Source organism: Amycolatopsis sp. lyj-346, from assembly GCF_046548975.1.
Classification (GTDB): domain Bacteria; phylum Actinomycetota; class Actinomycetes; order Mycobacteriales; family Pseudonocardiaceae; genus Amycolatopsis.
In genome coordinates this window covers 336529-359817 of the sequence record NZ_JAJPWT010000011.1, presented here as the reverse complement: position 1 = coordinate 359817, position 23289 = coordinate 336529, and the positions used below count along the sequence as shown (strand labels likewise).

Annotated in this window: 23 protein-coding genes; 11 read left to right on the top strand and 12 right to left on the bottom strand. The window is 72.3% G+C overall.

All coding sequences use genetic code 11. From position 1 onward, the window contains the following. Window positions 1-16: 16 nt before the first annotated feature. From ACLJQE_RS29995 to ACLJQE_RS29980, 4 genes are all read left to right on the top strand, one after another. Window positions 17-4219: an RHS repeat-associated core domain-containing protein gene (locus ACLJQE_RS29995; RefSeq protein ID WP_410642826.1), complete on the top strand. Its 4203-nt coding sequence runs from the start codon at window positions 17-19 to the stop codon at window positions 4217-4219. Between the two features lie 2 nt (window positions 4220-4221). Continuing rightward, window positions 4222-4698: a hypothetical protein gene (locus tag ACLJQE_RS29990; protein WP_410642825.1), complete on the top strand. Its 477-nt coding sequence runs from the start codon at window positions 4222-4224 to the stop codon at window positions 4696-4698. Window positions 4699-4779: 81 nt separating this feature from the next. Further along, window positions 4780-5322: a GNAT family N-acetyltransferase gene (locus tag ACLJQE_RS29985; protein WP_410642824.1), complete on the top strand. Its 543-nt coding sequence runs from the start codon at window positions 4780-4782 to the stop codon at window positions 5320-5322. Then, complete coding sequence (locus ACLJQE_RS29980; protein ID WP_410642823.1) at window positions 5319-6626, top strand: MFS transporter; 1308 nt, start codon at window positions 5319-5321, stop codon at window positions 6624-6626. The genes ACLJQE_RS29985 and ACLJQE_RS29980 overlap by 4 nt, the downstream gene beginning before the upstream one ends. On the opposite strand, the gene ACLJQE_RS29975 is transcribed toward ACLJQE_RS29980, so the two are convergent. Further along, window positions 6584-7834 carry an SGNH/GDSL hydrolase family protein gene (locus tag ACLJQE_RS29975; RefSeq protein ID WP_410642822.1) on the bottom strand — a complete coding sequence of 417 codons (1251 nt, stop codon included), beginning with the start codon at window positions 7832-7834 and terminating at the stop codon, window positions 6584-6586. The two genes, ACLJQE_RS29980 and ACLJQE_RS29975, sit on opposite strands and share 43 nt — an antisense overlap. A 345-nt stretch (window positions 7835-8179) precedes the next feature. Beyond that, window positions 8180-8443 carry a hypothetical protein gene (locus tag ACLJQE_RS29970; RefSeq protein ID WP_410642820.1) on the bottom strand — a complete coding sequence of 88 codons (264 nt, stop codon included), beginning with the start codon at window positions 8441-8443 and terminating at the stop codon, window positions 8180-8182. A 238-nt stretch (window positions 8444-8681) separates the two neighbouring features. On the opposite strand from ACLJQE_RS29970, the gene ACLJQE_RS29965 reads away from it, so the two are divergent. After that, window positions 8682-11033, top strand: a complete 2352-nt coding sequence (locus ACLJQE_RS29965) for an alpha-L-fucosidase (protein WP_410642819.1) — start codon at window positions 8682-8684, stop codon at window positions 11031-11033. Here the strand turns inward: ACLJQE_RS29965 and ACLJQE_RS29960 are convergent. Beyond that, entirely contained in the window at window positions 11014-12354 is a 1341-nt protein-coding gene (locus ACLJQE_RS29960; protein WP_410642818.1) for a diaminopimelate decarboxylase, read from the bottom strand. The two genes, ACLJQE_RS29965 and ACLJQE_RS29960, sit on opposite strands and share 20 nt — an antisense overlap. Before the next feature lie 81 nt (window positions 12355-12435). Between ACLJQE_RS29960 and ACLJQE_RS29955 the strand changes: the two genes are divergently transcribed. Then, complete coding sequence (locus ACLJQE_RS29955; protein ID WP_410642817.1) at window positions 12436-13320, top strand: LysR family transcriptional regulator; 885 nt, start codon at window positions 12436-12438, stop codon at window positions 13318-13320. Here the strand turns inward: ACLJQE_RS29955 and ACLJQE_RS29950 are convergent. Continuing rightward, window positions 13317-13871: a hypothetical protein gene (locus tag ACLJQE_RS29950; protein WP_410642816.1), complete on the bottom strand. Its 555-nt coding sequence runs from the start codon at window positions 13869-13871 to the stop codon at window positions 13317-13319. The genes ACLJQE_RS29955 and ACLJQE_RS29950 overlap by 4 nt on opposite strands. Before the next feature lie 11 nt (window positions 13872-13882). Beyond that, window positions 13883-15172, bottom strand: coding sequence for an NAD(P)/FAD-dependent oxidoreductase (locus ACLJQE_RS29945; RefSeq protein ID WP_410642814.1), 1290 nt, complete (start codon window positions 15170-15172; stop codon window positions 13883-13885). A 171-nt stretch (window positions 15173-15343) separates the two neighbouring features. Here ACLJQE_RS29945 and ACLJQE_RS29940 point away from each other — a divergent pair, with 171 nt between their 5' ends. Beyond that, window positions 15344-15712: an STAS domain-containing protein gene (locus ACLJQE_RS29940; protein ID WP_410642813.1), complete on the top strand. Its 369-nt coding sequence runs from the start codon at window positions 15344-15346 to the stop codon at window positions 15710-15712. A gap of 105 nt (window positions 15713-15817) precedes the next feature. Here the strand turns inward: ACLJQE_RS29940 and ACLJQE_RS29935 are convergent, their stop codons facing one another. Genes ACLJQE_RS29935 through ACLJQE_RS29925 form a run of 3 tightly spaced genes read right to left on the bottom strand, consistent with a single transcriptional unit; the run spans window position 15818 to window position 16796 of the window. Continuing rightward, on the bottom strand, window positions 15818-16084 hold the full coding sequence (locus ACLJQE_RS29935) for a DUF4235 domain-containing protein (protein ID WP_191314466.1): 267 nt from the start codon (window positions 16082-16084) through the stop codon (window positions 15818-15820). Continuing rightward, the gene (locus ACLJQE_RS29930; protein ID WP_410642812.1) at window positions 16081-16386 is read right to left on the bottom strand and encodes a DUF3618 domain-containing protein; all 306 of its coding nucleotides are present in this window, start codon (window positions 16384-16386) and stop codon (window positions 16081-16083) included. The genes ACLJQE_RS29935 and ACLJQE_RS29930 overlap by 4 nt, the downstream gene beginning before the upstream one ends. Then, window positions 16383-16796 carry a phage holin family protein gene (locus ACLJQE_RS29925; RefSeq protein WP_410642811.1) on the bottom strand — a complete coding sequence of 138 codons (414 nt, stop codon included), beginning with the start codon at window positions 16794-16796 and terminating at the stop codon, window positions 16383-16385. The genes ACLJQE_RS29930 and ACLJQE_RS29925 overlap by 4 nt, the downstream gene beginning before the upstream one ends. A gap of 119 nt (window positions 16797-16915) precedes the next feature. On the opposite strand from ACLJQE_RS29925, the gene ACLJQE_RS29920 reads away from it, so the two are divergent. The 3 genes from ACLJQE_RS29920 (at window position 16916) to ACLJQE_RS29910 (ending at window position 18851) form a co-directional block, all read left to right on the top strand. Next, on the top strand, window positions 16916-17377 hold the full coding sequence (locus ACLJQE_RS29920) for an SRPBCC family protein (protein ID WP_410642810.1): 462 nt from the start codon (window positions 16916-16918) through the stop codon (window positions 17375-17377). A gap of 100 nt (window positions 17378-17477) precedes the next feature. Beyond that, window positions 17478-18317, top strand: coding sequence for an aldo/keto reductase (locus tag ACLJQE_RS29915; protein WP_410642808.1), 840 nt, complete (start codon window positions 17478-17480; stop codon window positions 18315-18317). A 69-nt stretch (window positions 18318-18386) separates the two neighbouring features. Further along, window positions 18387-18851 (top strand): hypothetical protein, encoded by a 465-nt coding sequence (locus ACLJQE_RS29910; protein ID WP_410642807.1) that lies wholly within the window; start codon window positions 18387-18389, stop codon window positions 18849-18851. Between the two features lie 54 nt (window positions 18852-18905). On the opposite strand, the gene ACLJQE_RS29905 is transcribed toward ACLJQE_RS29910, so the two are convergent. After that, a complete protein-coding gene (locus ACLJQE_RS29905; protein ID WP_410642806.1) occupies window positions 18906-19706 on the bottom strand; it encodes an ANTAR domain-containing protein in 801 nt (266 codons plus the stop codon). Window positions 19707-19764: 58 nt separating this feature from the next. Then, the gene (locus ACLJQE_RS29900; protein WP_410642805.1) at window positions 19765-20286 is read right to left on the bottom strand and encodes a hemerythrin domain-containing protein; all 522 of its coding nucleotides are present in this window, start codon (window positions 20284-20286) and stop codon (window positions 19765-19767) included. 124 nt (window positions 20287-20410) lie between these two features. On the opposite strand from ACLJQE_RS29900, the gene ACLJQE_RS29895 reads away from it, so the two are divergent. Continuing rightward, entirely contained in the window at window positions 20411-21928 is a 1518-nt protein-coding gene (locus ACLJQE_RS29895; protein WP_410642804.1) for a CHAD domain-containing protein, read from the top strand. A gap of 74 nt (window positions 21929-22002) precedes the next feature. Here the strand turns inward: ACLJQE_RS29895 and ACLJQE_RS29890 are convergent, their stop codons facing one another. Next, window positions 22003-22794: a SigB/SigF/SigG family RNA polymerase sigma factor gene (locus ACLJQE_RS29890; protein ID WP_410642802.1), complete on the bottom strand. Its 792-nt coding sequence runs from the start codon at window positions 22792-22794 to the stop codon at window positions 22003-22005. Further along, a complete protein-coding gene (locus ACLJQE_RS29885) occupies window positions 22791-23240 on the bottom strand; it encodes an ATP-binding protein (RefSeq protein ID WP_410642801.1) in 450 nt (149 codons plus the stop codon). The genes ACLJQE_RS29890 and ACLJQE_RS29885 overlap by 4 nt, the downstream gene beginning before the upstream one ends. Window positions 23241-23289: the final 49 nt, after the last annotated feature.

The following is a 23289-nucleotide window of genomic DNA, read 5'->3' as shown; positions in this document are numbered from 1 at the left end:
GTGGGTGGTGCCGCAGGTGATCGCGGCGGTGGCGAAGACGGCGTCGAAGATCGCTGATTTGGTGAAGCGGCTCGTCAAGGCTCTGCAGGCGTTGGTGCCGTTGTTGAAGCGGGCGGGTGATCTGTTCGCGGATGCGGCGAAGGCGTTGCGGAACATCAAGCCGGGCAAGGCCGCACCGCCGCCGAAGCACACCGACATCAACGGCAACCCCAAGGGCGACGGTTCGCCAGACGGAAGCACGACACCCTCGGGCGCGAAGGGCGACGGCACCTCGCCCTCCGGTGCCAAGGGCGACCCGCCGCCCAAGACCGACCCGCCGCCGACGTCGAAGGGCCCCGACGACCCCCCGAAGAGCCCGGACCCGACACCCGGCGGCTCGACCACGCCTTCGGGCGCGGGCAAGGGCGATGGCGGCAAAGGCTCCGGCTCGTCGAACAAGCCGGACAACCCGCGCGACCGCGGTGTCGGCCCGGACGACCGCGTCTGCAAGTCCGACCCGGTCGACGTCGCGAACGGCGACGTCGTGCTGGAGCAGCGCGACCTCGAGCTGCCGGACCCGTTCCCGGTTGTGCTCGACCGGACGCACGTCTCGTCCTACCGCGCCGGGCAGTGGTTCGGTCCCACGTGGACGTCCACAGTGGACCAACGGCTTGAGCTCGACGACGAGCACGTCTGCTACTTCTCCGCCGACGGCCTGATCCTGGTCTACCCGCACGCCGGACCCGGCGTCCCGGTGCTGCCGCTGGAAGGCCCGCGGCGCCCGCTGACCCGCACGGCGACCGGCTACACGCTGCACGACCCCCTGGCCCGGCGCACCCTCACCTTCGCGCCGCTGCCCGGCCGCGGTGCCACGCTGCAGCCGCTGCAGCAGGCCGAGGACGCCGGTGGCGCCGTCATTTCCTGTGCCTACACACCTTCCGGCGAGCCGTCGCGCCTGACGCACTCGGCAGGCTACGAGGTGGTGCTCACCACCGCCGGCGGCCGCGTGGTGGCGGTGGACGTCGTCGACGGCGACACCGGCTACCGCGTCCGCGCCGTCCGCTACGACTACGACCCGCGCGGGCGGCTGGTCGCGGTGGTCGACTCGTCGGAGACCCCGGTCCGGTTCGAATACGACGACGCCGGCCGGATCACCGGCTGGCACGACCGCAACGGCGTCTGGTACCGCTACGTCTACGACGGCAGCGGACGCTGCGTGGTCACCGTCGGGGACGGCGGCTTCCTCGACGGCCGGTTCGCCTACGACACTGCCCAGCGCGTCACGAAGTTCACCGACTCGCTCGGCCACACCAGCGAACACCACTTCAACGAGCTCGGCCAGCTCGTGCGCGAGATCGACCCGCTCGGCGCGGTCACCGCCTACACCCGGGACCGCTACGACCGCCTGTTGAGCAGGACCGATCCGCTCGGCCACACGACGCTGTTCGAGCACGGCGAAGCCGGCGAACTGCGGGCGGTCGTGCGGCCCGACGGCAGCCGCGTCGCCGTCACCCGGCACCTCGACGGCGCTCTCGACATCGCCGTCGAAGCCGGCGGCCGCGTCTGGCGGCGCCACTACCCGGCCGGCCGCGCGCCCGACCCGTACCGCACGCTCCCCGGCATCGCCGACGGCTCGGACGAGCCGTCGGCCGCCGGGGACGAACGCGGCACCGCAGCGGCCACCGCCGACCGCGTGCGCGAGCGCGGGGACGGCACCGACCTGTTCGGCCGCCCGAAGGCCGTCGTCGACCCCGCGGGCGGGCGGTCCGCGCTGCGCTGGAGCGTCGAGGGCAAGCTGCTGGCGCGGACGGCTCCCTCCGGTGCGCAGGAGGTGTGGCGCTACGACCGGCAGGGCAACGAACTCGGCCACACCGGTCTGCTCGGCCAGGCCGAAGCCCGCGAGTACGGCCCGTTCGACCTGCTGACCGCGGTGACCGACCCCACCGGCGCGCGCACGGCCTACACCTACGACACCGAACTGCGCCTGGTCGCGGTGACCAACCCGGCCGGGCTGACCTGGCACTACAGCTACGACCCGGCCGGGCGGCTCGCCGCCGAGTCCGACTTCGACGGCCGGGTCACCCGGTACACCCACGACGCCGCCGGACGGCTCGTGCGCTCCGAGTCCGGCGGCTTGGTCGTCGACTACGCCTACGACGTGCTCGGCAACGTCGTCTCCCGCCGCACGGCCGATGAGCTCACGACGTTCGCCCACGACCCGGTCGGCCGGCTCGCCGGCGCGGCGAACGCCGGGTCCCGGGTGGACATCGAGCGCGACGACCAGGGCCGCGTCCTCGCCCACACCGTGGACGGCCGGACCGTTTCGTTCGGCTACGACGACGAAAACCACCTCGTGCACCGCCGCACACCGTCCGGAGTGGACAGTGTGTGGCGCTTCGACCCCGACGGCGTCCCGGTCGTGCTGGAGACCGCCGGCCAGTCGATCCGCTTCGCGCACGACGGCGGCGCGGAAACCCGGCGCGTCTTCGGTGACGTCGTCCTCGACCAGGCCTACGCGGGGGAGCGCCTCACCGGCCAGACCGTCACGGTCGCCGGGCGCCGGGTGCACTTCCGCGGCTACGACTACCGGCCCGACGGCGAGCTCGCCGGGATCGACGACGACGTGACCGGCCCGGTGCGCTACCAGCTCGACGCCGCCGGCCGGGTCACCGCGGTCACCGGCCCGAACCGTGCCGAGCAGTACCGCTACGACGGCGCGGGCAACATCACCGGCACGGCCCGGGAACGCCGGTTCTACACGGGCACCCGGCTCACCGCGTCGGAGAACCCGGCCTACGAGTACGACGCCCACGGCAGGCTCGTGTCGCGCCGGGACGCCTCGGGGGCGGTCTGGCGCTACACGTGGAACGCCCTCGGCCGGCTCACCGGCGTCGTCACGCCGGACGGCAGCCACTGGCGCTACCGCTACGACCCGCTCGGACGGCGGACCGCGAAGCAGCGGCTCGTCGCGGGTGGCCCGGGCGGCGCCCCGGTGGTGGCGGAACAGGTGCTGTTCGCCTGGGACGGCACCACCCTCGTCGAGGAACAGGCCGGCACCCGGGTCACCACCTGGGAGTACCACCCGGACGACGGGAAGCCCTTGGCGCAGCTGGCCGCCGGGCGGCTGGCCACCGTCGTCACCGACCAGGTGGGCACGCCGATCGAGCTGGTCGACGCGGCCGGGGCGCTGCTGTGGCGCGGCCAGGCGGACCTCTGGGGCAACGCCGCGGCACCTCAAGAACCGGGCGGCACGCCGCTGCGGTTCCCCGGCCAGTACCGCGACGCCGAGACCGGGCTGCACTACAACGTCTACCGCTACTACGACCCGGCGACCGGGCGGTACCTCAGCCCGGACCCGCTGGGCCTCGAACCGGCGCCGAACCCGGTCGCGTACGTGGCGAACCCGCTCGTCGCGGCCGATCCGCTGGGGCTCGCGCCGACGGTGTCCCCGTGCGGGAAGGTCAACGACGACCGGGCTCCCAAGCGCAAGCGCTCCGAGGACGACTCGACGAACGCGTCCGGCTCCGGCTCGAACAAGAAGCCCAACACCGGCAAGGACTACAAGCCCGGCGACATCGTCAACGACGACCTCAAGCACCCGGCGGTCGACAAGTACCACAACTTCCCGAAGGGCGAGGAACGCCGGTTCAAGGACGACGGCGGCGCCGGCAAGACGAAGACCAAGCGGTCGGAGGACGTCGGCGAGGCCGGTGCCCACGACTACCTGAAGAAGGTCACCGGCAAGGACGACCTGGACATGATCACGCCGACGAAGGCGAACCCGCTGCCGGCGGGCCAGTACGGCACCAAGGCGGGCGAGCCGTGGCCGAACGCGGTCGCGTTCAACGGCAACAACGTCGCCGACGTCGCCTACTGGGACGGCAAGACGCTGCACGTGGTGGAGGCGAAGGGCAACGGCTCGACGCTCACCGGCGGCCCGATGCACGGCCGGGTCCAGAAGTTCGACCCGAACACCGGTGACCCGGTGCCGCCCGCGAACCGGCCCAACGAACACCGGATGGACCAGGGCAGCACGGAGTACCTCAAGGACGTCGCCGCGAACATGAAGAACAGCAAGCCGGAGAACGCGACCTACGACGGCCGCGGCGAGGTCGGGGAGTCGATCTGGAACGCGCTCCACAAGGGTGATCCGCCGGTCAAGTACGTGCCGGTCAACACGACGGTCGGCCCGGACGGCAAGGCGGTCGTCAAGGTGACGCCGGGGTACGGGGAGGAGTAGGCATGAGCTACGCGCTGGTCTTCCGCGCGGTGTCGGCGGACGAGTTCCGGGCGCGGGTCGCCGCCGACCCGGTGGTGGCGGCCTTCCGGGACGCCGGCGGGGGCGAACCCACGCCCGAGGTGGCGGACGCCGTCGTGCGCACGGCCCTGGAAACGGGCGAGGAAGCGGGCCGGACCGGGCACTCCTCCGCCGGCGGCGACTGGTTCCGCGAGGAGCTGTTCGACGGCGTCCTCGCCGGGCTGCTGGGCGCCGACGTGGCCGACCACCTGCTCTCGCGTACCCTCGAAGGGATCGTCTGGAACGACTACCCGATGGTCGGGTTCGTGCTGGCCGATGAGCTCGCCGAGGCCCTCGCGAAAGCCGGGGACGACCGGCCGGGCGACCTGGACGAGGACGACGCCGAGGTGATCGACGCGGTGCTCGCCGCTCTGCGCGAGGTGGCGGGCGCCGGGCAGGACGTCGTCACGGTGTACGCCTGATCGTCTACGTCTGATCGTCTACGCCTGACCGGCCCGTTCGGGGTCTCGACAGCGGACGCCCGAGCGGGTGACACTGGGCCGATGACCGGCCTGATCACCGGAAGCCGTGTCCGGCTGCGGCCTGCTGCCGCCCCGGACGCCGCCCGGTTCGAGGAGATCCTGTCGCACCCCGAAGTCGCCCGCTGGTGGGCTGACGCCGAGGAGCCGGTGGCCGCCCAGGTGTCCTATCTGCTGGACCCCGACGAAGGCACCACGACCTACGCCATCGAGTACGACGACGCCGTTATCGGCATCGAACTGGCCTTCGAAGAGGCCGATCCGCAGTACCGCCACGCCGGGATCGACATCGCGGTGCACCCGGACCACCAGGGCCGCGGCCTCGGTGCGGACGCCATCCGCGCGCTGGCCGAGCACCTGTTCACCGAGCGGGGGCACCACCGGCTGGTGATCGACCCGGCGGCGGGCAACGAGGCGGCGATCCGGCTGTACCGGTCGCTCGGCTTCCGCCCGGTCGGCACGATGCGGTCCTACGAGCGCGGTCCGGACGGCAGCTGGCACGACGGGCTGCTGATGGACCTGCTCGTGGACGACCTGGTTCCGGCTGCCGCACTGACCGGCTCGTGAGCGGCCGCGCGGTCGCGGCCCGGCCCTTGCGGCGGGTCGCCGTGGCGAGCGCGGTGGGGACCACCATCGAGTGGTACGACTACTTCATCTTCAGCACGGCGACGGCGCTGGTGTTCGGCAAGCTGTTCTTCACGACGCTGTCACCCGCTTCCGGGACCCTCGCCGCTTTCGCGACACTCGGGGTCGGGTTCCTGGCCCGCCCGGTCGGCGGGATCCTCTGGGGCCACTTCGGCGACCGCGTCGGCCGCAAGGCGATGCTGGTGCTGTCCCTGTTGCTGATGGGCTTCGCCACCGTCGGCGTCGGGCTGCTGCCGACGTACTCCGCGATCGGTGTCTGGGCGCCCATCCTGCTGCTGGTCCTGCGGCTGCTGCAGGGGTTGAGCGCGGGCGGCGAGTGGGGCGGTGCCGCGCTGATGGCGGTCGAGCACGCACCCGAGGACCGCCGCGGCCGGTACGGCGCGTTCTCGCAGATCGGCGTTCCGGCCGGATTGATCCTGGCGCAGCTGATGTTCTTCGTCCTCGGCCGCTCGCTGACCGAGGCCCAGTTCGCGTCGTGGGGCTGGCGGGTCCCGTTCCTGGCGAGCATCGTGCTCGTCGGCGTCGGCCTGGTGATCCGGCTGCGGATCGAGGAAAGCCCGGTGTTCTCGCGGCTGCGCGAGGCGGAAGAGCGCAGCAGCCGTCCGATGATCGAAGTGCTGCGCGAGCGGCCGCGGGCGCTGCTGGTCGCGTCGGGCAGCTTCATCGCCAACACCGCGATCGGGTACATCTTCCTGGCGTACCTGCTGTCCTACGGCACTTCGGTGCTCAAGATCAACCGCACCACGCTGCTGGTGGTCGTGATCGTCGGCAGCGTGACCTGGCTGGTGAGCATCCTCGTCGCGGCGGCGTGGTCCGATCGCGTGGGCCGAAAACCGGTGTACCTGGCCGGTTCGGTGCTCCTGGTCGTCTGGCCGATCCCGTTCTTCCTGCTCGTGGACACGCGGGCCACGGTGTGGCTGATCGTCGCGGTGGTGGTGCTGAACGTCGGCCTCGGTGCCACCTACGGGCCGCAGTCGGCGTTGTTCGCGGAGCTGTTCGAGCCGCGCTACCGCTACAGCGGCGCTTCGTTCTCCTACGCCGTGGGCGCGGTGCTGGGCGGTGGCTTCGCGCCGTTGATCGCGACGGCGCTGCAGACCGCCACGGGCACCTCGCTTTCGGTGTCGCTCTACCTGGTGGCCGTGGCGGTGCTGAGCCTGGTCGCGGTGCTGTTCATCCCCCGGGGTCACAGCCGGTCGAGCGGGACGGCGGCGGCCATCCGCTCGTAACCCGCGTCGGCGGGGTGGAGGTGGTCGCCGGAGTCGTAGGCCGGGAGCATCCGGAGCGGGTCGGCCGGGTCCCGGACCGCCGCGTCGAAGTCGACGACGCCGTCGAAGACCCCGCTGGTGCGGATGAACGCGTTCACCGCCTGGCGGGTCGCTTCGAGGGTGTCGTCGTAGACGCGCCAGCCCTTGAACGGCGTGAGCGTGCCGCCGAGGACCCGGATGCCGCGCGCGTGCGCCTGCGCCACCAGCTGGCGGTACGCCGACGTGATCGCGTTCGGGTCGGTCTGGTGCGGTGTCTGCTGGATGTCGTTGATGCCCTCCAGCACGATGATCGTCCGCACGCCGCCGACGCTCAGCACGTCGCGGTCGAAGCGGGCGAGCGCGTTCTGGCCGGCGCCCGAGCCGGGCACGTCGAGCAGCAGCCGGTTGGCGCTGATACCGGCGTTGAGCACGCCGTAGCGGCCGTGCAGCCGGTCGGCGAGGTAGTCGGGCCAGCGGTGGTTGGCCCCGGTGGCCGACCCCACGCCGTCGGTGATCGAGTCGCCGAGCGTGACGATCGAAGCTGTCGCGTTCGGGCCGGGGGCACCGCCCTGGACGTCGACGCCGGAGACGTAGTGCCACACGGACGTCTGCTCGGTGTACGGGGTGCCGGACTCGCTGGCGGCGAAGTCGCCGTTGCGCGTGAAGTACGACGTCTGCGCCGCGGCCGGATGGTAGGTCACCGGCCCGGACTTCGCCGGCACGTACGTCGTCACGAGCAGGTTGGTGTCGGCGGGCACCCGCAGGTTCACCGGATCGCTCAAGGCCTCGGCACCGGCGGGCACGACGACGCTCGCGGCGCCGCCGAAGGTCAGGGAGCGCAGGGTGCCCGGCACGGCGTCCGGCCCGGTGCCCTGCACCGCGACGGTGACGTGTCCGAAGGTCAGGGGAGCGGCGCCGAAGGCGTTCGAGAGGTGGACGCGGGCGCGGCCGCCGCCGGCGCTGGTGTGCACGACGTTGCGGATCGAGTAACCCGGGTAGCCGTCCGGGGTGTTCGGCACGGCGGCCGCGGGCGCCGCGGCCCAGGTGCCGACCCAGCCGCCGGCCGCCTGCTGGGCGAGCACCGGGACAGCGTTTTCCGAGAGAGCGCTTTCCGAGTTGGCGCTGCCCGAGGTCGTGAGGAGGCCGAATCCCGCCAGGACGGCCGCGCTCACGGCCACGAAACGTCGCATGTTCCCACCGTCGCGCGCGGTCCGCGAAGCGGCGACCGCTGATCAGGTGAGGGCACCGGACAAGATCCCGGACAGCGTTACCGGGGGAGTGTCACCGAAAGAAGGGGGCGGGCCCGTCCGGGATTCTGGGGATGCCGGACGGGCCCGCGCGAGGTGGCCGTTGCCGCGACGGCCGCTCGCCGGGGTACCCGGTCCCGACCGGGCGGAGGCTGGCCCGGATCGTTGCGTCGTGGTGACCCCGGAGGGCGTGTGCGAGACGCCCTCACCCCAAGCACGGCCGCCGGCCCGGGCCGGTTCAGCCGTCCCGCGGGTTTCTCCGCGGGCGAGGCTCGAGCGGCGGCGGGCTCAAGCGGCTGCCGGGAACGTGCCGAGGGCGCGGTACCCGGCGTCGGTCAGTTCGGCGGGCGCCCACTGGCCGGGGGCGACGAGCCGGGTGGCCCGGACCAGCCCGGCGCGGGCCAGGTCGTGGGCGGTGCTCTGGTCGCAGCACGGCAGCCCGTCCACGCGGAGGTCGGGTTCGCAGCTGCAGCGGAGTTCGGCGCGCCCCTCGGCGATCGCCTTGAGCATGGCGATCGCGCGGCGGCTCAGCGCATTCGGGTCGATGGACATCGGTCTGGCCTTTCGGTGCGGCTGGGTTCTGGCGGCGAGGGCTGCAGCTCGTTACCCAGTGATACGCGGCGAACACGGGGCCGGTTCAGTTCGATCGGTCCGGTTGGCCCCTTGACACGGCGGGAACCAGCGAGCAGGGTCATTCATCGGATGAATCAGTTCTACCAGTGGCAGATTCGCTTGTTTAGGGCAAACTCTGCCGCAATCCCGCCGTAGTCATCCGATCCCTGGAGGCTCAGTGCCGACCTTCCCCCGCCGCCAAGCCCTCGGCATCGCCCTGGGAGGTGCCGTCGCGCTCAGCGCGGCCGGCCGCACCCCCGCCGGCGCGGCCGTGCCCGTGGACGCCGCCCCCGACCGCCCGGACACGCCCATCGTCCCGCCCCCGCCGCCCGTCCCGGTCACGCTCGACACGTGGTTTACCAACGACGGCATCGACAGCGCGTCGGCCGCCGGTGGCGACTTCGACGGGTCCGGCTACACCTTCCCGGCCGAGCACCTGCCGTCCGGGCAGACCGTCACCGCCGGCGGCGTCCCGTTCCGGCTCGGGTCCGCGGCCGCCGGCGCGAAGAACAACATCGCCGCCACCGGGCAGCGGCTCGACCTGCCGAAGGGCCGCTACTTCGTCGCCTACTTCCTGGTCGCCGCCAGCTACGGCGCGGCAGGCGGCCCGGCCACCGTGCACTACGCCGACGGCAGCACGAGCACCGGCTCCCTCTCCGGCCCCGACTGGTACACCGGCAGCGGCGCGCTCGTCTCGCCGTTCCGCTACGCGCCCGGCGGGGTCGTCGACAACAACCCGGTTTCGCTGGCCACCGGCCAGGTCTGGATCGACCCGGCGCGCGAAGCCGTCGCGCTCACCCTGCCCACGACGGCGAACCCGGCGCCGAACGTCTCCAGCCTGCACGTCTTCGCCCTCACCCTGCAGCCGGTTGCCGCAGGCCGCTCGGCGCTGGTCCTGAACGGCCGGTCCACGGTGAACCTGCTGACCGACGGCGGTCCGCAGGCCGCCGAAGCGACCATCGTCAACGCCGGGACCGTGTGGCTCGGCGCGCGCGACCGGGTGAGCGTCACCGTCGACGTCCCCGGCGGGCGGACGACCGTGCCGGCGACGATCCGCGCGCTGGCGCCGGGGGAGCAGACGACGGTCCGGCTCGGGCTCGCCCCGAACCCGTCCGTGCCGCCCGGCACGACCACGAACGGCCAGATCCGCGTCACCGCCGGCCGGGGCACCCTGGCCACGCAGCAGGTGCCGATCACCCTCGGCGTCCCGGACTTCCGGCCGGACGACGCGTCGCTCTCGGCGCATCGCGCGCCCTACTGGTTCAACGACGCCAAGTTCGGCATCTTCATCCACTGGGGCGTGTACGCCGTGCCCGCCTGGGCACCGGTGGGGCAGCAGTACGCGGAGTGGTACTGGCAGAACCAGCAGGACCCCAACGGTGCGACCTACGCGTACCACCGGCAGAAATACGGCGAGAACGTCGCCTACGACGACTTCATCCCGCTCTTCACCGCGGCGAGGTTCGACCCGCGCACCTGGCTGAACCTGATCGCGGACGCGGGTGCGGAGTACTACGTCCTGACGTCCAAGCACCACGACGGGTTCGCGTTGTGGGACACGAAGGTCAGCGACCGCAACTCGGTCAAGCTCGGGCCGAAGCGGAACGTCATCGCGGAGCTGTTCACCGCTTCGCGCAGGTACACGCCCCAGCTCCGCAACGGCCTGTACTTCTCGCTGCCGGAATGGTTCAACCCGGACAACCCGTGGATGGGCCACGCGCCGCGCAACCCCTACACCGGCGCGCCGCTGCCCTACACCGGCTACACCGCGGGGAAGGACTTCGTCCGCGACTACCAGGCGCCGCAGGTCCTCGAGCTGATCTCGGAGTTCGACCCGGACGTCCTGTGGTTCGACATCGGCGGCGTCAACGACAGCCGTGCCGTGCTCACCGAGTACTTCAACCGCGCGAAGAACCGCAGGCGGCCCAAGGACGTCACCTACAACGACCGCGGCGGCATCCCGGACCACGACTTCACGACCCCGGAATACACGACGTACCCGAACACCGTGGTGGCGAAGTGGGAGGCGAGCCGCGGTCTCGACCCGTTCTCCTACGGCTACAACCGCGCGACCCCCGACGACCGGTACATGACGGCGGAGGAGGTCGTCCGGACGCTCGTCGACATCGTCTCGAAGAACGGCAACTTCCTGCTCGACATCGGCCCGGACCTCGACGGCACGATCCCGGACGTCATGCAGAAGCACCTGCGGGACGCGGGCGCCTGGCTGAAGGTCAACGGCGAAGCCGTCTACGGGACCACGTACTGGTCGCGGATGGCCCAGCTCGGCGACCTGCGGTTCACGGTCAAGCAGAACGAGGCGTTCTACGTGCACGCGCTGACGGCGCCGGGCAGCCGGCTGGTCGTCGACGCGCCGGTGCCGATCCGCAGCGGTGACCGGGTGACGCTGCTCGGGTATCGCGGAACCCTGCACTGGACGGCGGAGAACGGCTCGCTGGTGATCGACGTCCCGGCCGCGGCCCGGCAGGCGGGCCGCTACACCTGGGTGTTCAAGATCGCCTGGAGCTAGCCGCCGGGAGCGCTCCGAGGAATTCGCCGCCGGCGTCGGCGACCAGCTCGGCCAGGGTCTGCTCGCGGCGCAGCGGCGTGAACTCCACCTCACCGCGGGAGGACACGGTGAACCCGTGCACCGCCGGGCGGGGCAGCGTGTTGTACGCGTAGTGCGCGCCGAAGTAGTAGGCGCCGGTGTCGTGGGCGACGACGAGGTCGCCCGGCTCGAGCAGCGGCAGCGGCCGCCGCCGGGCCAGGAGGTCGCCGGCGAAACACAGGGGACCGGCGATGTCCTGCGGCACGTCGGGCCCGGTCTTCGGCGTGCCGGCCGCGTCGAACGCGCCGAGCCGCAGTGGCCAGTGCTCCGGCTGGAGCACCGTGCGCGCCGCCACCTGGCCGCCTGCGTGCGTCACGGCGATGTGCCGTCCCCCGGCGACCTTCGTGTATTCCACCGCGCTGACGAGGAAGCCGCTCTTCGCCAGCAGGGACCGGCCGAACTCGGTGACGAACGCGTAGCGCCCGTCGGCCAGCGCCGGGACGCGGGCCAGCAGCGTCGCGACGTAGCCGGCGTAGGACGGGCCGGGGTCGTCGGAGGTGAAGTCCACCGGCAGCCCGCCGCCCAGGTCCAGGCTGGTCACCTGCCGGTACCCCGCTTCGGCGTTGATCTCTTCGGCGAGTTCGTGCACCGCGGCGACGCCGTCGGCCATCAGTTCCGGCGGGCAGCCCTGCGAGCCGACGTGGACGTGCAGCCGCGTCAGCCACGGCCGCTGCGCGAAGGCGTCGCGAAGCAGCGCGCGGTTTCCGTTGTCCCGCAACGGGATGCCGAACTTCGACGCTGCCGTGGCGGTGCTGGTGTCACCGATCCGGCCCGCCCCGACCTGCGGGTTGATCCGCAGGCCCAGCACCGACCGCGGCGGTGCGGCGCCGACCAGCCGGTCGAGCCGCGCGAGCTCCTGGAAGTTGTCGGCGTTGACCGCCGTGCCCTCGGCCAGCGCGTGCGCGAGTTCGGCGGTCGTCTTGGCGGGGGAGTCGAGCACCAGCCGCGGCCCGCGCAGGCCCGCGGCCTCCGCGACCGCCGTCTCGCCGGGGCTCGCCACCTCGGCGTCGATCCCGAGGCCACCGAGGAAGCGCAGCAGGGGCGCGAGGCCGCACGCCTTGGCCGCGACCGTGTGCTGGACCGGCCCGAGGGGCGCGAACGCCTTCGTCAGGTCTTCGACGGCCTCCCGGACGGCGGCCAGGTCGACGAACCCGGCCATCGGGTCGACGAGGCCCCGGTCCGCCGCGGCGGCGAGGGCGAGCAGCTTGCGGTCGGTGCGGGTCGGCGCGCTGGTCGTGGTCATGGCTCCAGGACAGCAGCGGGCGGGGTGGGCGGTCCAAGACTTCGTCCCGATCAATCCATAGGAACGCCCTATAATCGCTGGGTGGACCTGCGCCGATGGCACTACTTCGCCGTGCTCGCCGAAGAGATGCACTTCACGAAGGCGGCGGCGCGCCTGTTCGTCTCCCAGCCGTCGCTGAGCCAGCAGATCCGGGCCTTCGAGGCGGACCTGGGGGTCGCGCTGCTCGACCGGACAGGCCCGCGCTTCGCGTTGACCGAGGCCGGGCGGGTGGCCGCGGCCGAGGCCCGTGACCTGCTCGACCGGCTGGACCGGGCCCGGGGCGCGGTCACCGCGGCCGCCCGGGGTGACGCGGGGCGGCTGCGGATCGCCTACACGCGTTCGGCGCCCGGGCCACGGGCCGGCGACCTGGTCGCGGCGTACCGCGAGCGGTACCCGGACGTCGAACTCGCCCTGGAAACGGGCTGGACCAGCCTGAACCTGTCCCGGCTGGCGGCGGGCGAGATCGACGTCGGCTTCGTGCGGCCGCCGGTCACCGCCGCGGGCATCGAAGTCGCGGTGGTCGGCTCGGAAGAGGTCCTGCTGGCACTGCCTGCGGGGCACGCACTCGCCCGCGGCCGCGGGCGGGTGCGGCGGGCCGCGATCGCCGCCGAGCCGGTGGTGTTCTGGCCGCGGGAGAACGGCCCCGGCCAGTACGACGCGATCAGCAGCCAGGTCTGGCCGGGCGGGCTGCCGCCGATCGTCCGCGAAGAACCGGAGGACGAGCAGCTGATGCGCGCGGTCGCCGAAGGCGCCGGCCTCGCCGCGGTCCCGGAACACCGGGCCCGGGCGCTGCGGCGCCGCGGCGTGGTGCTGCGGCGGGTGGAAGACCCGCCCCCGAGGATCGACCTGGGCCTGGCCTGGCGGGCCGGCTCGGCGTCCCCGGTGGTGCGGGCCTTCGTGGACCTGGCCGCCGACCGGCGGCGCTAGTCCTGGCCGAGGGCCGAGCGCACCGCCGTGACGACGTCGGGGTGCCCGAGCGGCAGCGGCGGCGGGACGCGGTCCTCCGGGCCGCCGGTGCTCGACGCGACCACCCGCACGTCCGTGCCGGCCTCGCGCAGCTTGGAGACGACGTCGTCGTGCTCGGCCAGCCAGGCGTCGTTGGCCTGCGCGGCGTCGTCGGAGGCGAGGAAGGCGTCCGAGGCCGGGTCGACCAGCAGCAGGTGCGTGGCCGCCCCCGGGTGCCGCTCGACGAGCTGGAGCGCCTCCGCCGCGAACGGGCCGCTCGCCACCACGGCGATCTCGGGGTCGTCGGGACCGGCGTCGCCGAGCAGTTCGTCGGCTTCGGCGAGGGCGCCGCCCGCGGGCACCCGGCACCAGAAGACGGCCCGCTTCCGCGTCAGCGGCCGCCAGGTCGCGGGCAGCTCGTCGTGCTTCCCGGCGCCGGCCGGGTCGAGGACGATCACCTTGGGGCCCGACGGGTCACCGGCGGTCACGACGGACGGGCCTTCGGAGCGGACGGGTTCCGGTTCGGCAGGCATGCGCTCTCCTTTCAGCGACGGGGAAGTTCCGGACTGTCCGTGTCGAGCGGCACGGCGCCGGACCGGACGAGTCCCAATTGGACGGTCTGACGGCCGGTCAGCGTCTCCAGGAGCCAATCGGCGGCCGTGCGCACGCGGTTGCCCGGCATCGCCATGAGGTGGTAGCCGCGCGTCACGGCCTTCGCCAGTCGCCCGGACAGCGGGATGTGCAGCGGGTTCGCCGCGGCGGCACCGGCTCCGAGATCGACGACGAAGCCGAGGTCGTGGTGCCGGTAGGTGCCGGGGCGGCCGTACCCGAGCGACGCCGCCACGTTGCGCCCGGCGAGCTTGCCCTGCCGCTCGGCGTGCTGCGCGGTCATCGCCGTGTACTGGCCCGGCCGGGTGAGGTCGGGTACCGCGGCCGCGTCGCCGCAGGCGAACACGTCGTCGCGGCCCGGCACGTTCAGCTGCTCGGTGACCACGAGCCTGCCCTTCGCGGTTTCGAGCCCGAGGTCGGCCACCAGCGGGTCCGGCCGCACGCCGACGCACCACACGAGGGTGCGGGCCGGCACGGCGTCCCCGTTGGTCAACGCGACGCCCTTGTCGTCGGCGTGGTCCACCGAAGTCTTCATGAGCACCTCGACCCCGCGGGCGCGCAGCACCCGGTCGGCGGTGCGGCCGAGCCGCCCGTCGAGCTCCGGCAGCACCCGCTCGGCGACGTCGAGCAGCAGCCAGCGGATCCGCCGGCCGGTCAGCTCGGGGTGGCGCGCGGCGAGCGCCGCGGTGAACGCGGGCCCCTGCGCGGCGACTTCGGTCCCGGTGTAGCCGGCCCCGACCACCACGAACGTGCAGCGGGCGTCGCATTCGGCCGGGTCCTCGGCCGCGGCGGCCAGTTCGATCTGCCGCGTGATGTGGTCGCGCAGGTACAGCGCTTCCGGTACGCCGCGGAACCCGTGCGCGTACTCCGGGACGCCCGGGATCGGCAGCAGCTTGTTGACGCTGCCCGCGGCCAGCACCAGCCGGTCGTACCCGATCCGGTGCTCCTTGTCCTCGGGGTCGGTGTAGGTGACGTGGCGGGAATCGAAGTCGACGCCGGTGGCGACCCCGAGCACCAGGCGAACTCCGCGCAGCGTTTCGGGAATCGAAACCGCGACTCGCCGCGGGTCCAGGATCCCGGCCGCCACTTCGGGCAGCAATGGCAGGTAAAGGAAGTAATCCGTCGGGTTCAGGAGCACGACTTCGACGTCTTCCCCGGCTTCTTTCCGCAGGCTTTTCGCCGTGTGGTAACCGGCGAAACCGCCGCCGACGATCACGACACGCATGGGTCTCCTTCCGGGGCCGGATCTGCGTCCGGATCCGATTACCCGAGGTGGTAACCGGGAAACCCGCGGGGTTGACCTCACGGCACAGGGGCGTACGGTCAGGGGGGTTGGCTGTTGTTCAGACACGTGCTCCGGTCAGCGCCCCGGCAACGCTGGAACAAAGGGAGCGCCATGTACGACTGTTTCCGCACGATCTACGAACCTTCCGGCCTCACCGTCACGACGACCGGGCGACCGGGCGGGATCACCGTCTTGACCCTGGTGGGCGACATCGACGTCGCCACGGTCGGCACGCTCGACGAAGCCCTCGCCACCGGCGAGCGGCTGGTCGTCGACCTGACCCGGGTGGCCTTCCTGAGCTGTGGCGGGGTCCGGTCGCTGCTGCAGGCGAACGCCCGCACCGAACTCGCCGTCGTGCTCGGCGGCCACGCGGTCACCCGCTCGCTCGAAGCCACCGGCGCCGACGCGCTGCTGAAGATCCACCCCCGGGTGGGGGCCGCGCTCGCCGGTCTCGCCCTCGAGCCCGGCCGGGAGGCGTGACCCGCCCTCGCGGGCACGCCTCCGACCGTCCACTGTGTCTATCAATACCGTGGTTGATCAATACTGTGGTTGATCAATACGGTGGTCTGTCAATGCTGTGGTTGATCAGTCGTCGCCGGGCCAGTCGCCGGTCGCCTTGCGGTAACCGACGGCGCCGGCCCGTTCGGTGGCGGCCTTGACGGCGCCGAAGATCGCCCCCTGCACCGCCGCCGCGATGACCACCTGCCGCCAGGTGTAGTCGCGGTCGGTGGCGTCGGGGGCGTCGTCCTCACCGGCCACGCGGCTCCAGACCTGCTTGAAGACCTGGCCGGCGAGGATGCCACCCAGGGCACCGACCACCCAGCTCAGCGGCTTGTACAGCGTTTTGTTCACGAATTCCTCCGGCGCAGGATCAGGCGGATCAGGATGAGCAGGCCCAGCACGCCGGCGAAGACCGGCAGCGGGTTGGCGCGGACGGCGTCGGCGCTCTGGCGGAACTTGGCGGCGGTCGGCTCGTTCGTCACGTCGGCGACCTTCGCGGTCGCCTGGTCGAGCTTCTCGTCGACGTTCTCCTTGACCCTGGTCTTGACGTCGAGCTTCTGCCCGAGCGCCTCCAGCGTCTCGGTGAGCTCTTCCCGGGTGGCGTCCCGGTCGAGCCGCGCCTCCTCGGCGTTCTTCGGGAAGTCCCCGCTCATGCCCGCACTCCCTGCTTCACGGTGTCCACGTCTTCGCGGACGCCGCTGATCGCTTCTTCGGGCACCGGCGGCACCCCTTGCGTCACTTCCTTCTTGCCGACCAGCGCCGCGATCCCGGCGACGGCGAACAGCGCGACCGCGACGATCACCGCCGCCAGCCAGCCGGGGACGGCCAGTGCGAGCGCCAGCACGGCCGCCGCGACCAGTGTGCCGGCCCCGAGGAACGCGAACAGCCCGGCCGCGCCGAACAACCCGGCCCCGAGGCCCATCTTCTTGCCCTTGCGCTGCAGTTCGAAGACCGCGAGCCGCATCTCGTCCCGGACGAGCCGCTTGACCTCGTCGGTCAGGTCCGTCACCAGCTCGCCGACCGAACGGTCGGCCGCCGGCGTCTTGTTTGCCTCTTCGATCACCGAACACCTCCTTTGCCTGGTCGCCGTGTACCCGGCCCCGCGCGGGGTCAACCGCGCCGGGTTTGACCCCCGGTGCACCGGGTAGCCGGGTGGCACCGACCACCGACGAGGAGGAGTGCATGAGCACGATCACCGAAATCGTGGACGTGGAAGTCCCCGTTTCGACCGCGTACAACCAGTGGACGCAGTTCGAGGAATTCCCGAAGTTCATGGAAGGCGTCGAAGAAATCCGCCAGGTGGACGCCACCCACACCCACTGGGTGACGCGGTTCGGTGGCGTCACGCGCGAATTCGACGCGACGATCACCGAACAGCACCCCGACGAGCGGGTCGCCTGGACGTCGGACTCCGGGCCGGACCACGCCGGCGTCATCACCTTCCACCGGCTGGACGACTCGCACACCCGGGTGACCGCGCAGATGGACATCGACCCGGAGGGCTTCGCCGAGAACGTCGCCGACAAGCTCGGCGTGCTCGACCGCCGCGTGAAGGGCGATCTCAAGCGGTTCAAGGAGTACATCGAGCAGCGCGGCCGGGAGACCGGCGGCTGGCGCGGTGACGTGGACCGCCCGGGACGGTAACCCTTCGCGGGTCACCCGTCCGGGGTGAGTTGCCGCGGCGGGGCGGGATCACCCGTCCCGCCGCGTTTCACGTCCCGGGACCGCCGGGTAGGCGGTACGCATGACGACCACCACTGCCGGCGTGCCCGCCCTGGAACTGAACAACGGCGTGCGGATCCCGCAGCTCGGATTCGGCGTTTTCCAGATCCCGCCCGAGGAAACGGCGCAGGCCGTGCGGACGGCCCTGGAAACGGGGTACCGCCACATCGACGCCGCGCAGCTGTACCGCAACGAAACCGGGGTCGCCGCCGGGATCGCGGAATCCGGTGTTGCCCGCGAAGACGTGTTCGTCACGACGAAGCTGGCAAACGACGCGCACGGGCACGACAACGCGATCACCGCACTGGAAGGCAGCCTGCGCCGGCTCGGCTTCGACTACGTCGACCTCTACCTGATCCACTGGCCGTTGCCCGCCAAGGACAACTACGTCCGGACGTGGCAGGGCTTCGAAGACATCCTGCGAGCGGGCAAGGCCCGCGCCATCGGCGTGTCGAACTTCCAGCCCGCCCACCTCGACCGGCTCGCCGGGGAGACGTCCCTGGTGCCCGCGGTCAACCAGATCGAGCTGCACCCCGCGCTGCAGCAGGCGCAGCTGCGCGAGTACCACCGGGCGCACGGCATCGCCACCGAGGCGTGGAGCCCGCTGGCGCAGGCCGGCGTCCTCGGCGACCCGGTGCTCACCGGCCTGGCGGAGAAGCACGGGCGGACGCCGGCGCAGGTCGTGCTGCGCTGGCACGTCCAGCTCGGGAACATCGTGATCCCGAAGTCGGCCTCGCCCGGCCGGATGCGCCAGAACATCGACGTCTTCGGCTTCGAGCTCGACGACGAGGACCTGACCGCCATCGGCGGGCTCGACGAAGGCCGCCGCACCGGGCCGGACCCGGACGCCTTCGCCGGGTGACCGCGGCGTTTCCCTGCGCGACCTGCCGGGTATTCCTCCGGCAAGGTCCCCCAGGAAGGAGCGTCCGGCATGACCACGAACGCGTACCTGTCGTTCCTCGCGATCGGCGTTGCGCTGGTCCTGATAGACGGGCAGATCATCTACCGCAGCGGCCGCCGGTACCTGGAGAACTCCTACGGCGACCCGGCGGCGGGCGCTTCGATGACCCGCCTGGTCACGGTGCTGTTCCACCTCGCGACGCTGGGGGTGCTGGCGCTCATCTCGACCATCGACATGGGCGGCAGCGACCTGCCCGGCGTGGTCGGGCGGATCGGCGTGCTGCTGCTGATCCTCGCACTGGCCCACGCGATCACCCTCGGCGTCCTGGCCCGCATCCGCGGTGAGCAGGAGGTCGAGGCGGTCGTCCAGCGCGGCCCCCGGCCGCGGGTGGAGGAGCAGCACGGCACGACGGTGACCCCGGTGCCGGGCCAGGACGGCCGGTACCCGGCGGCCAGCCCGTCGCTGGAGAACCGGTCGCCGTACTCCGCGCAGTAAGGCCGGCACCCCCGGAAGCGCAGCTTTCACGTGAAAGCTGCGCTTCCGGCGTGTTCAGGCTTCGGAGGCCGGCAGATCCACTTCGGTGTGCCGGTCGGCGAGGGCCTTCGCCAGATCGGCGAGCTTGACATTGAGGTCCTGGGAGGCCCGGCGCAGCACGTCGAAGGCCTCGTCGGCGCTGATGCCACGCCGCTGCATCAGGATGCCCTTCGCCTGGCCGATGACGTCGCGGCCCTCGACCGCCCGGCGCAGGTGCGCCGCCTCCAGCTCGGCCGAGGCCACGGCCTGGGTGTGGGCCAGCGCCAGCGACGCGTGCGCCCCCAGCAGCAGTGCCAGGTCGATCGCCCGCGCGTCGAACGCCCCCGGCGCGCGGGAATAGATGTTGAGCGCGCCGGACAGCCGGGGCGGGCGCGCGTCCGGGAGCAGCGCGGTGGCCAGCACCGAGTGGTAGCCGTGGCGGGCGGCGGCCGGGCCGAACGCCGGCCAGCGCGGGTCCCGGCCGAGGTCCGGCGACCAGCCGACGGCCGGGCCGTCCGGCCGGGCCGATTCCACGCAGGGGCCTTCGCCGTGGTCGTACTGCACCTGGTCGAGCCGCTCGGCGACCGGGTCCGTGCCGACCGGGGTGTGGAAGCTGCCGTCGGCGTCGCGCAGGGTGACGCTGACCAGGTCGGCGTCCGGGACGAGCGCGGTCGCGGCGCCGACGACGAGCTTGAGCACGCCGCCGACGGTGGGCGTCGCGTCGAGCAGGGTTCGCGTGAGGTCGGCGAACTGCTCCGCCAGGAGACCCGGCACCGGTTCACCGTCCTGCCCGAACCCGGCCCGTTCCCGGGCCCACTCCTCTTCGCCGACGCTCATGGGTCCTCACTGTCTTCAGGTCTTCCGGGTCTTCCGGATCGGGGTGCCGACTGCTCATTCAACCCGATGCCGGGGCGCGCAGGGCGGCACGGGCCCGGTCGACGAACCCCGGCCCCGGCCACAGCTGGTCGGCCTGCGGCATCCGGTCGGCGAGGTCCGGGTGCGGGAGCGTCGGCGCGTTCTCCCGGATGTCGAGGACCTCCCGGCCGAGTTCGGCCTGCCGGCCGGGCGAGCAGGTGCGCCGGATTTCGCGCACGGCCGCGGGTCCCTCCTCGCGGACGTGTCGCCGGACGGCGCGGATCAGCCCGCCCAGCAGGCGCTCGAACCGTGTCTCCTGCGGTCCCGCGCCCTCGAGCTCCCGCATCAGGCGGTCCGCTTCGGCGAGGTCGCCGTCGTCGTCGAGGTAGGGCTCTTCGGCGACGGAGTGCCGGACCAGCTCCGCGATCAGGTGATCGGCGAGGTCCTTGCGGTTCTCCGGACTGCCCTGGCCGAGCTCGAGCTCGGTGCAGAGCCGGTCGAGCTCGCGGTGATCGCCGTCGAGGACAGTCGTCAGGTCGGTTGCGGGCTGGTTGCCGTTCATGCACGCTCCTGGTCCGGGCTCGGGTTCGCAGAACGGGATACCCGCTGCTCCGGCGCCGAACCCGTGTCGGCCGCGGGCCGCGCGGGTACTCCAAGGTCGAACCCGGCCCCAAGGAGGACGAACGATGGCTGCGCCGTCGACGGTGACCGAGCGCGAACGCAAGTACGAGATCGTCGCGGGCAGCGGCGTGCCCCGCCTGGTCGGCGTCGGCGGCGTCGAAACCCAGGACGATCCGGTGGAGCACGTCCTCGACGCGTCCTACTACGACACCGGGACGTACCGGCTGGCCCGCGGCGGCATCACGCTGCGGCGGCGCGTCGGCGGCCCCGACGCGGGCTGGCACCTGAAGCTGCCGGTGTCGGCCGACGAGCGACAGGAACTGCAGCTGCCGCTGGGCGGCGACCCGCACAAGGTGCCCGGCAGGTTCCGGCGCCTGCTGCGGGCGTACACGCTGGGGGAGAAGCTGGTGCCGATCGCGCACCTGCGCACCGACCGGTTCGCCCACCGGCTCGCCGGTGCGGACGGCCGTACCGTCGCGATCCTCACCGACGACCACGTCACCGGCGACGTCGGCGGCGCGAGCGCGCACCTCGACGAGTGGCGTGAACTGGAACTCGAACTGGACCCCGCGACCGAGCCCGGCCTGCTCGACGAGTTCGACCGCGCGCTGACCGAAGCCGGCGCCTCGGCGTCGCCGTGGCCGTCGAAACTGCGCCGCCTCATCGGCGACCGCGTCCCGGCGCCGCCCCGGCCGGGCAAGAAGCCGTCCGCCGGCGATGTCGTGCTGGCGGTGTTGCACGAGCACCACGGCCGGCTGCGCCGTGCGGACGTCGGGGTGCGGCTGGACGTCGACGATTCCGTGCACCAGATGCGCGTCGCGATCCGGAAGCTGCGGAGCACGCTTCGCACCTTCGGCTCCGTCGTCGACAAGAAGGAGACCGCGGCCCTCGCGGCGGAGCTGCAGTGGCTGGGCCGCCGGTTGTCGCCGGCCAGGGACACCGAGGTCACCGAACAGCGGCTGCACCGGCAGCTGGACGACGTGCCTTCGGAGCTCGTGTTCGGGCCGTTGCGCCAGTTCCTCACCCGCCACTTCGCCCGCGAGGCCGAGGAAGGCCGGACTCGCGCGCTGGAGGCGTTGACCGGCAAGCGTTACCTGCGGTTGCTGCGCTCACTCGACGCCCTGCTGGAGGAACCGCCGCTGACCGCGAAGGCGCGCAAGCCCGCGAAGGCGGCCCTGCGCAAGCCGCTGCGACAGGCCGCGAAGAAGCTGAGCCGCGCCGAAGCGGCGACGCGTGGCCTGACGGGCGACGAGCTGGAGACGGCCCTGCACGACGTCCGCAAGAAGGCGAAGCGGGCGCGCTACGCCGCCGACACCGTGAAGCCGGTGTACGGGAAGAAACTGCAGAAGTGGCGCAAGGACGTCAAGGCGGTGCAGAGCACACTGGGCGAGCACCAGGACACCGTGGTCGGCCGGGACGTCCTGCACCACCTCGCGATCGCCGGGCACGGCGAGGGGCAGAACACGTTCACCTTCGGGATGCTCCACGCCCGGGACGCCGGCCGGGCGGCGGAGCTGCGCCAGCAGTTCGCGCGGGAGTGGCGGCGGCTGCGGAAGGGCGACCGTCCCGGCTGGCTGGGCTGAGCTTTCACGTGAAAGCCTTTCACGTGAAAGCTGCCACCGGGGGAGGCGGCACTTTCACGTGAAAGTGCCGCTTTCTAGCCTTCGCCGGTGAGCTTCCCGCGCAGCTGCTCCAGGGTCTGCGACAGCAGCCGGGAGACGTGCATCTGGGAGATGCCGACGCGGTCGGCGATCTGGGTCTGCGTGAGCCCGCCGAAGAACCGCATCACCAGGATCGCCCGCTCGCGCTTCGGCAGTTCCTGCAGCAGCGGCTGGAGCGCCTCGTGGTTCTCGACCATGGCCATCTCGTGGTCCGGTTCCCCCATGGTGTCCGCCAGCGACAGCGCCTCGGCGTCGTCGTGCACCGGCTTGTCGACCGAGAGCGCCTGGTAGGCGTTGCCCGCGAGGAGACCTTCACGGACCTCGTCGACGTCCAGGTTCAGGTGCTCCGCCAGTTCGGTCGGCGTCGGGGCGCGGCCCAGCCGCTGCGAGAGCACCGCCGAGCCCTGGCTCAGGGAGAGGTGCAGCTCCTTGAGCCGCCGCGGGACCCGCACGGACCAGCCGGTGTCGCGGAAGTGCCGTCGGACCTCACCCATGATCGTCGGCACCGCGAAGGACAGGAAGTCGTGGCCCCGGGTGGGGTCGAACCGGTCGACGGCGTTGATCAGGCCGATCCGCGCCACCTGGACCAGGTCCTCCCGGGGCTCGCCGCGGCCGGAGAACCGGGTCGCGATGTGCTCGGCCAGCGGGAGCAGTTCGGTGACGAGCTTGCTCCGGACGACCTCTCGCCGCGGATCACTGGGGTCGAGCCCGCCCAGTTCCTCGAACAGCGGTTCGCAGTGGGCATATTCGTCCGGGCGGTGGAGGAGGGGTTTCCGCTCGTTGCTCACGCGCTCGTTCCCGGGTTGAGCACCAGTTCGATCGTGACGATGCCCGCACCACCACCGGGAAGCGTGTCGCAGTGGGCGGTCACCGACCGGCTCAGGGTGGTCAGGACGTGCCAGCCGAACGTGCGGTCGCTCGGCGGCCGCGGGTCGCTCGACCGGGTCGAAACGATGACGTGCAGGCCGTCGGGGGCCAGCCGGAAGCGGCACTGCAGCTGTGCGCCGAGCTCGGCGAGCTGGACGAGCTGCGCGCACGCTTCGTCGACGGCCATCTTGGCGTCGGCGATGGCGTCCAGCCCGAAGTCCGCGCGCGACACGACGCCGTGCGTGAGCATCCGGACCAGCGGGATCTGCTCCGCCATCGCGGGGAGCCGCAGCTCGACGAGTTCGTCGAGCAGCTCGTCGACAGTCGGCTTGCCGCCGAACGAGCTGTCGCTTCGAGTTTCTTCCATGCGGGAGGTACTACCCATCTGGGGGAAAGCCGACACTTCGTGATCAGGG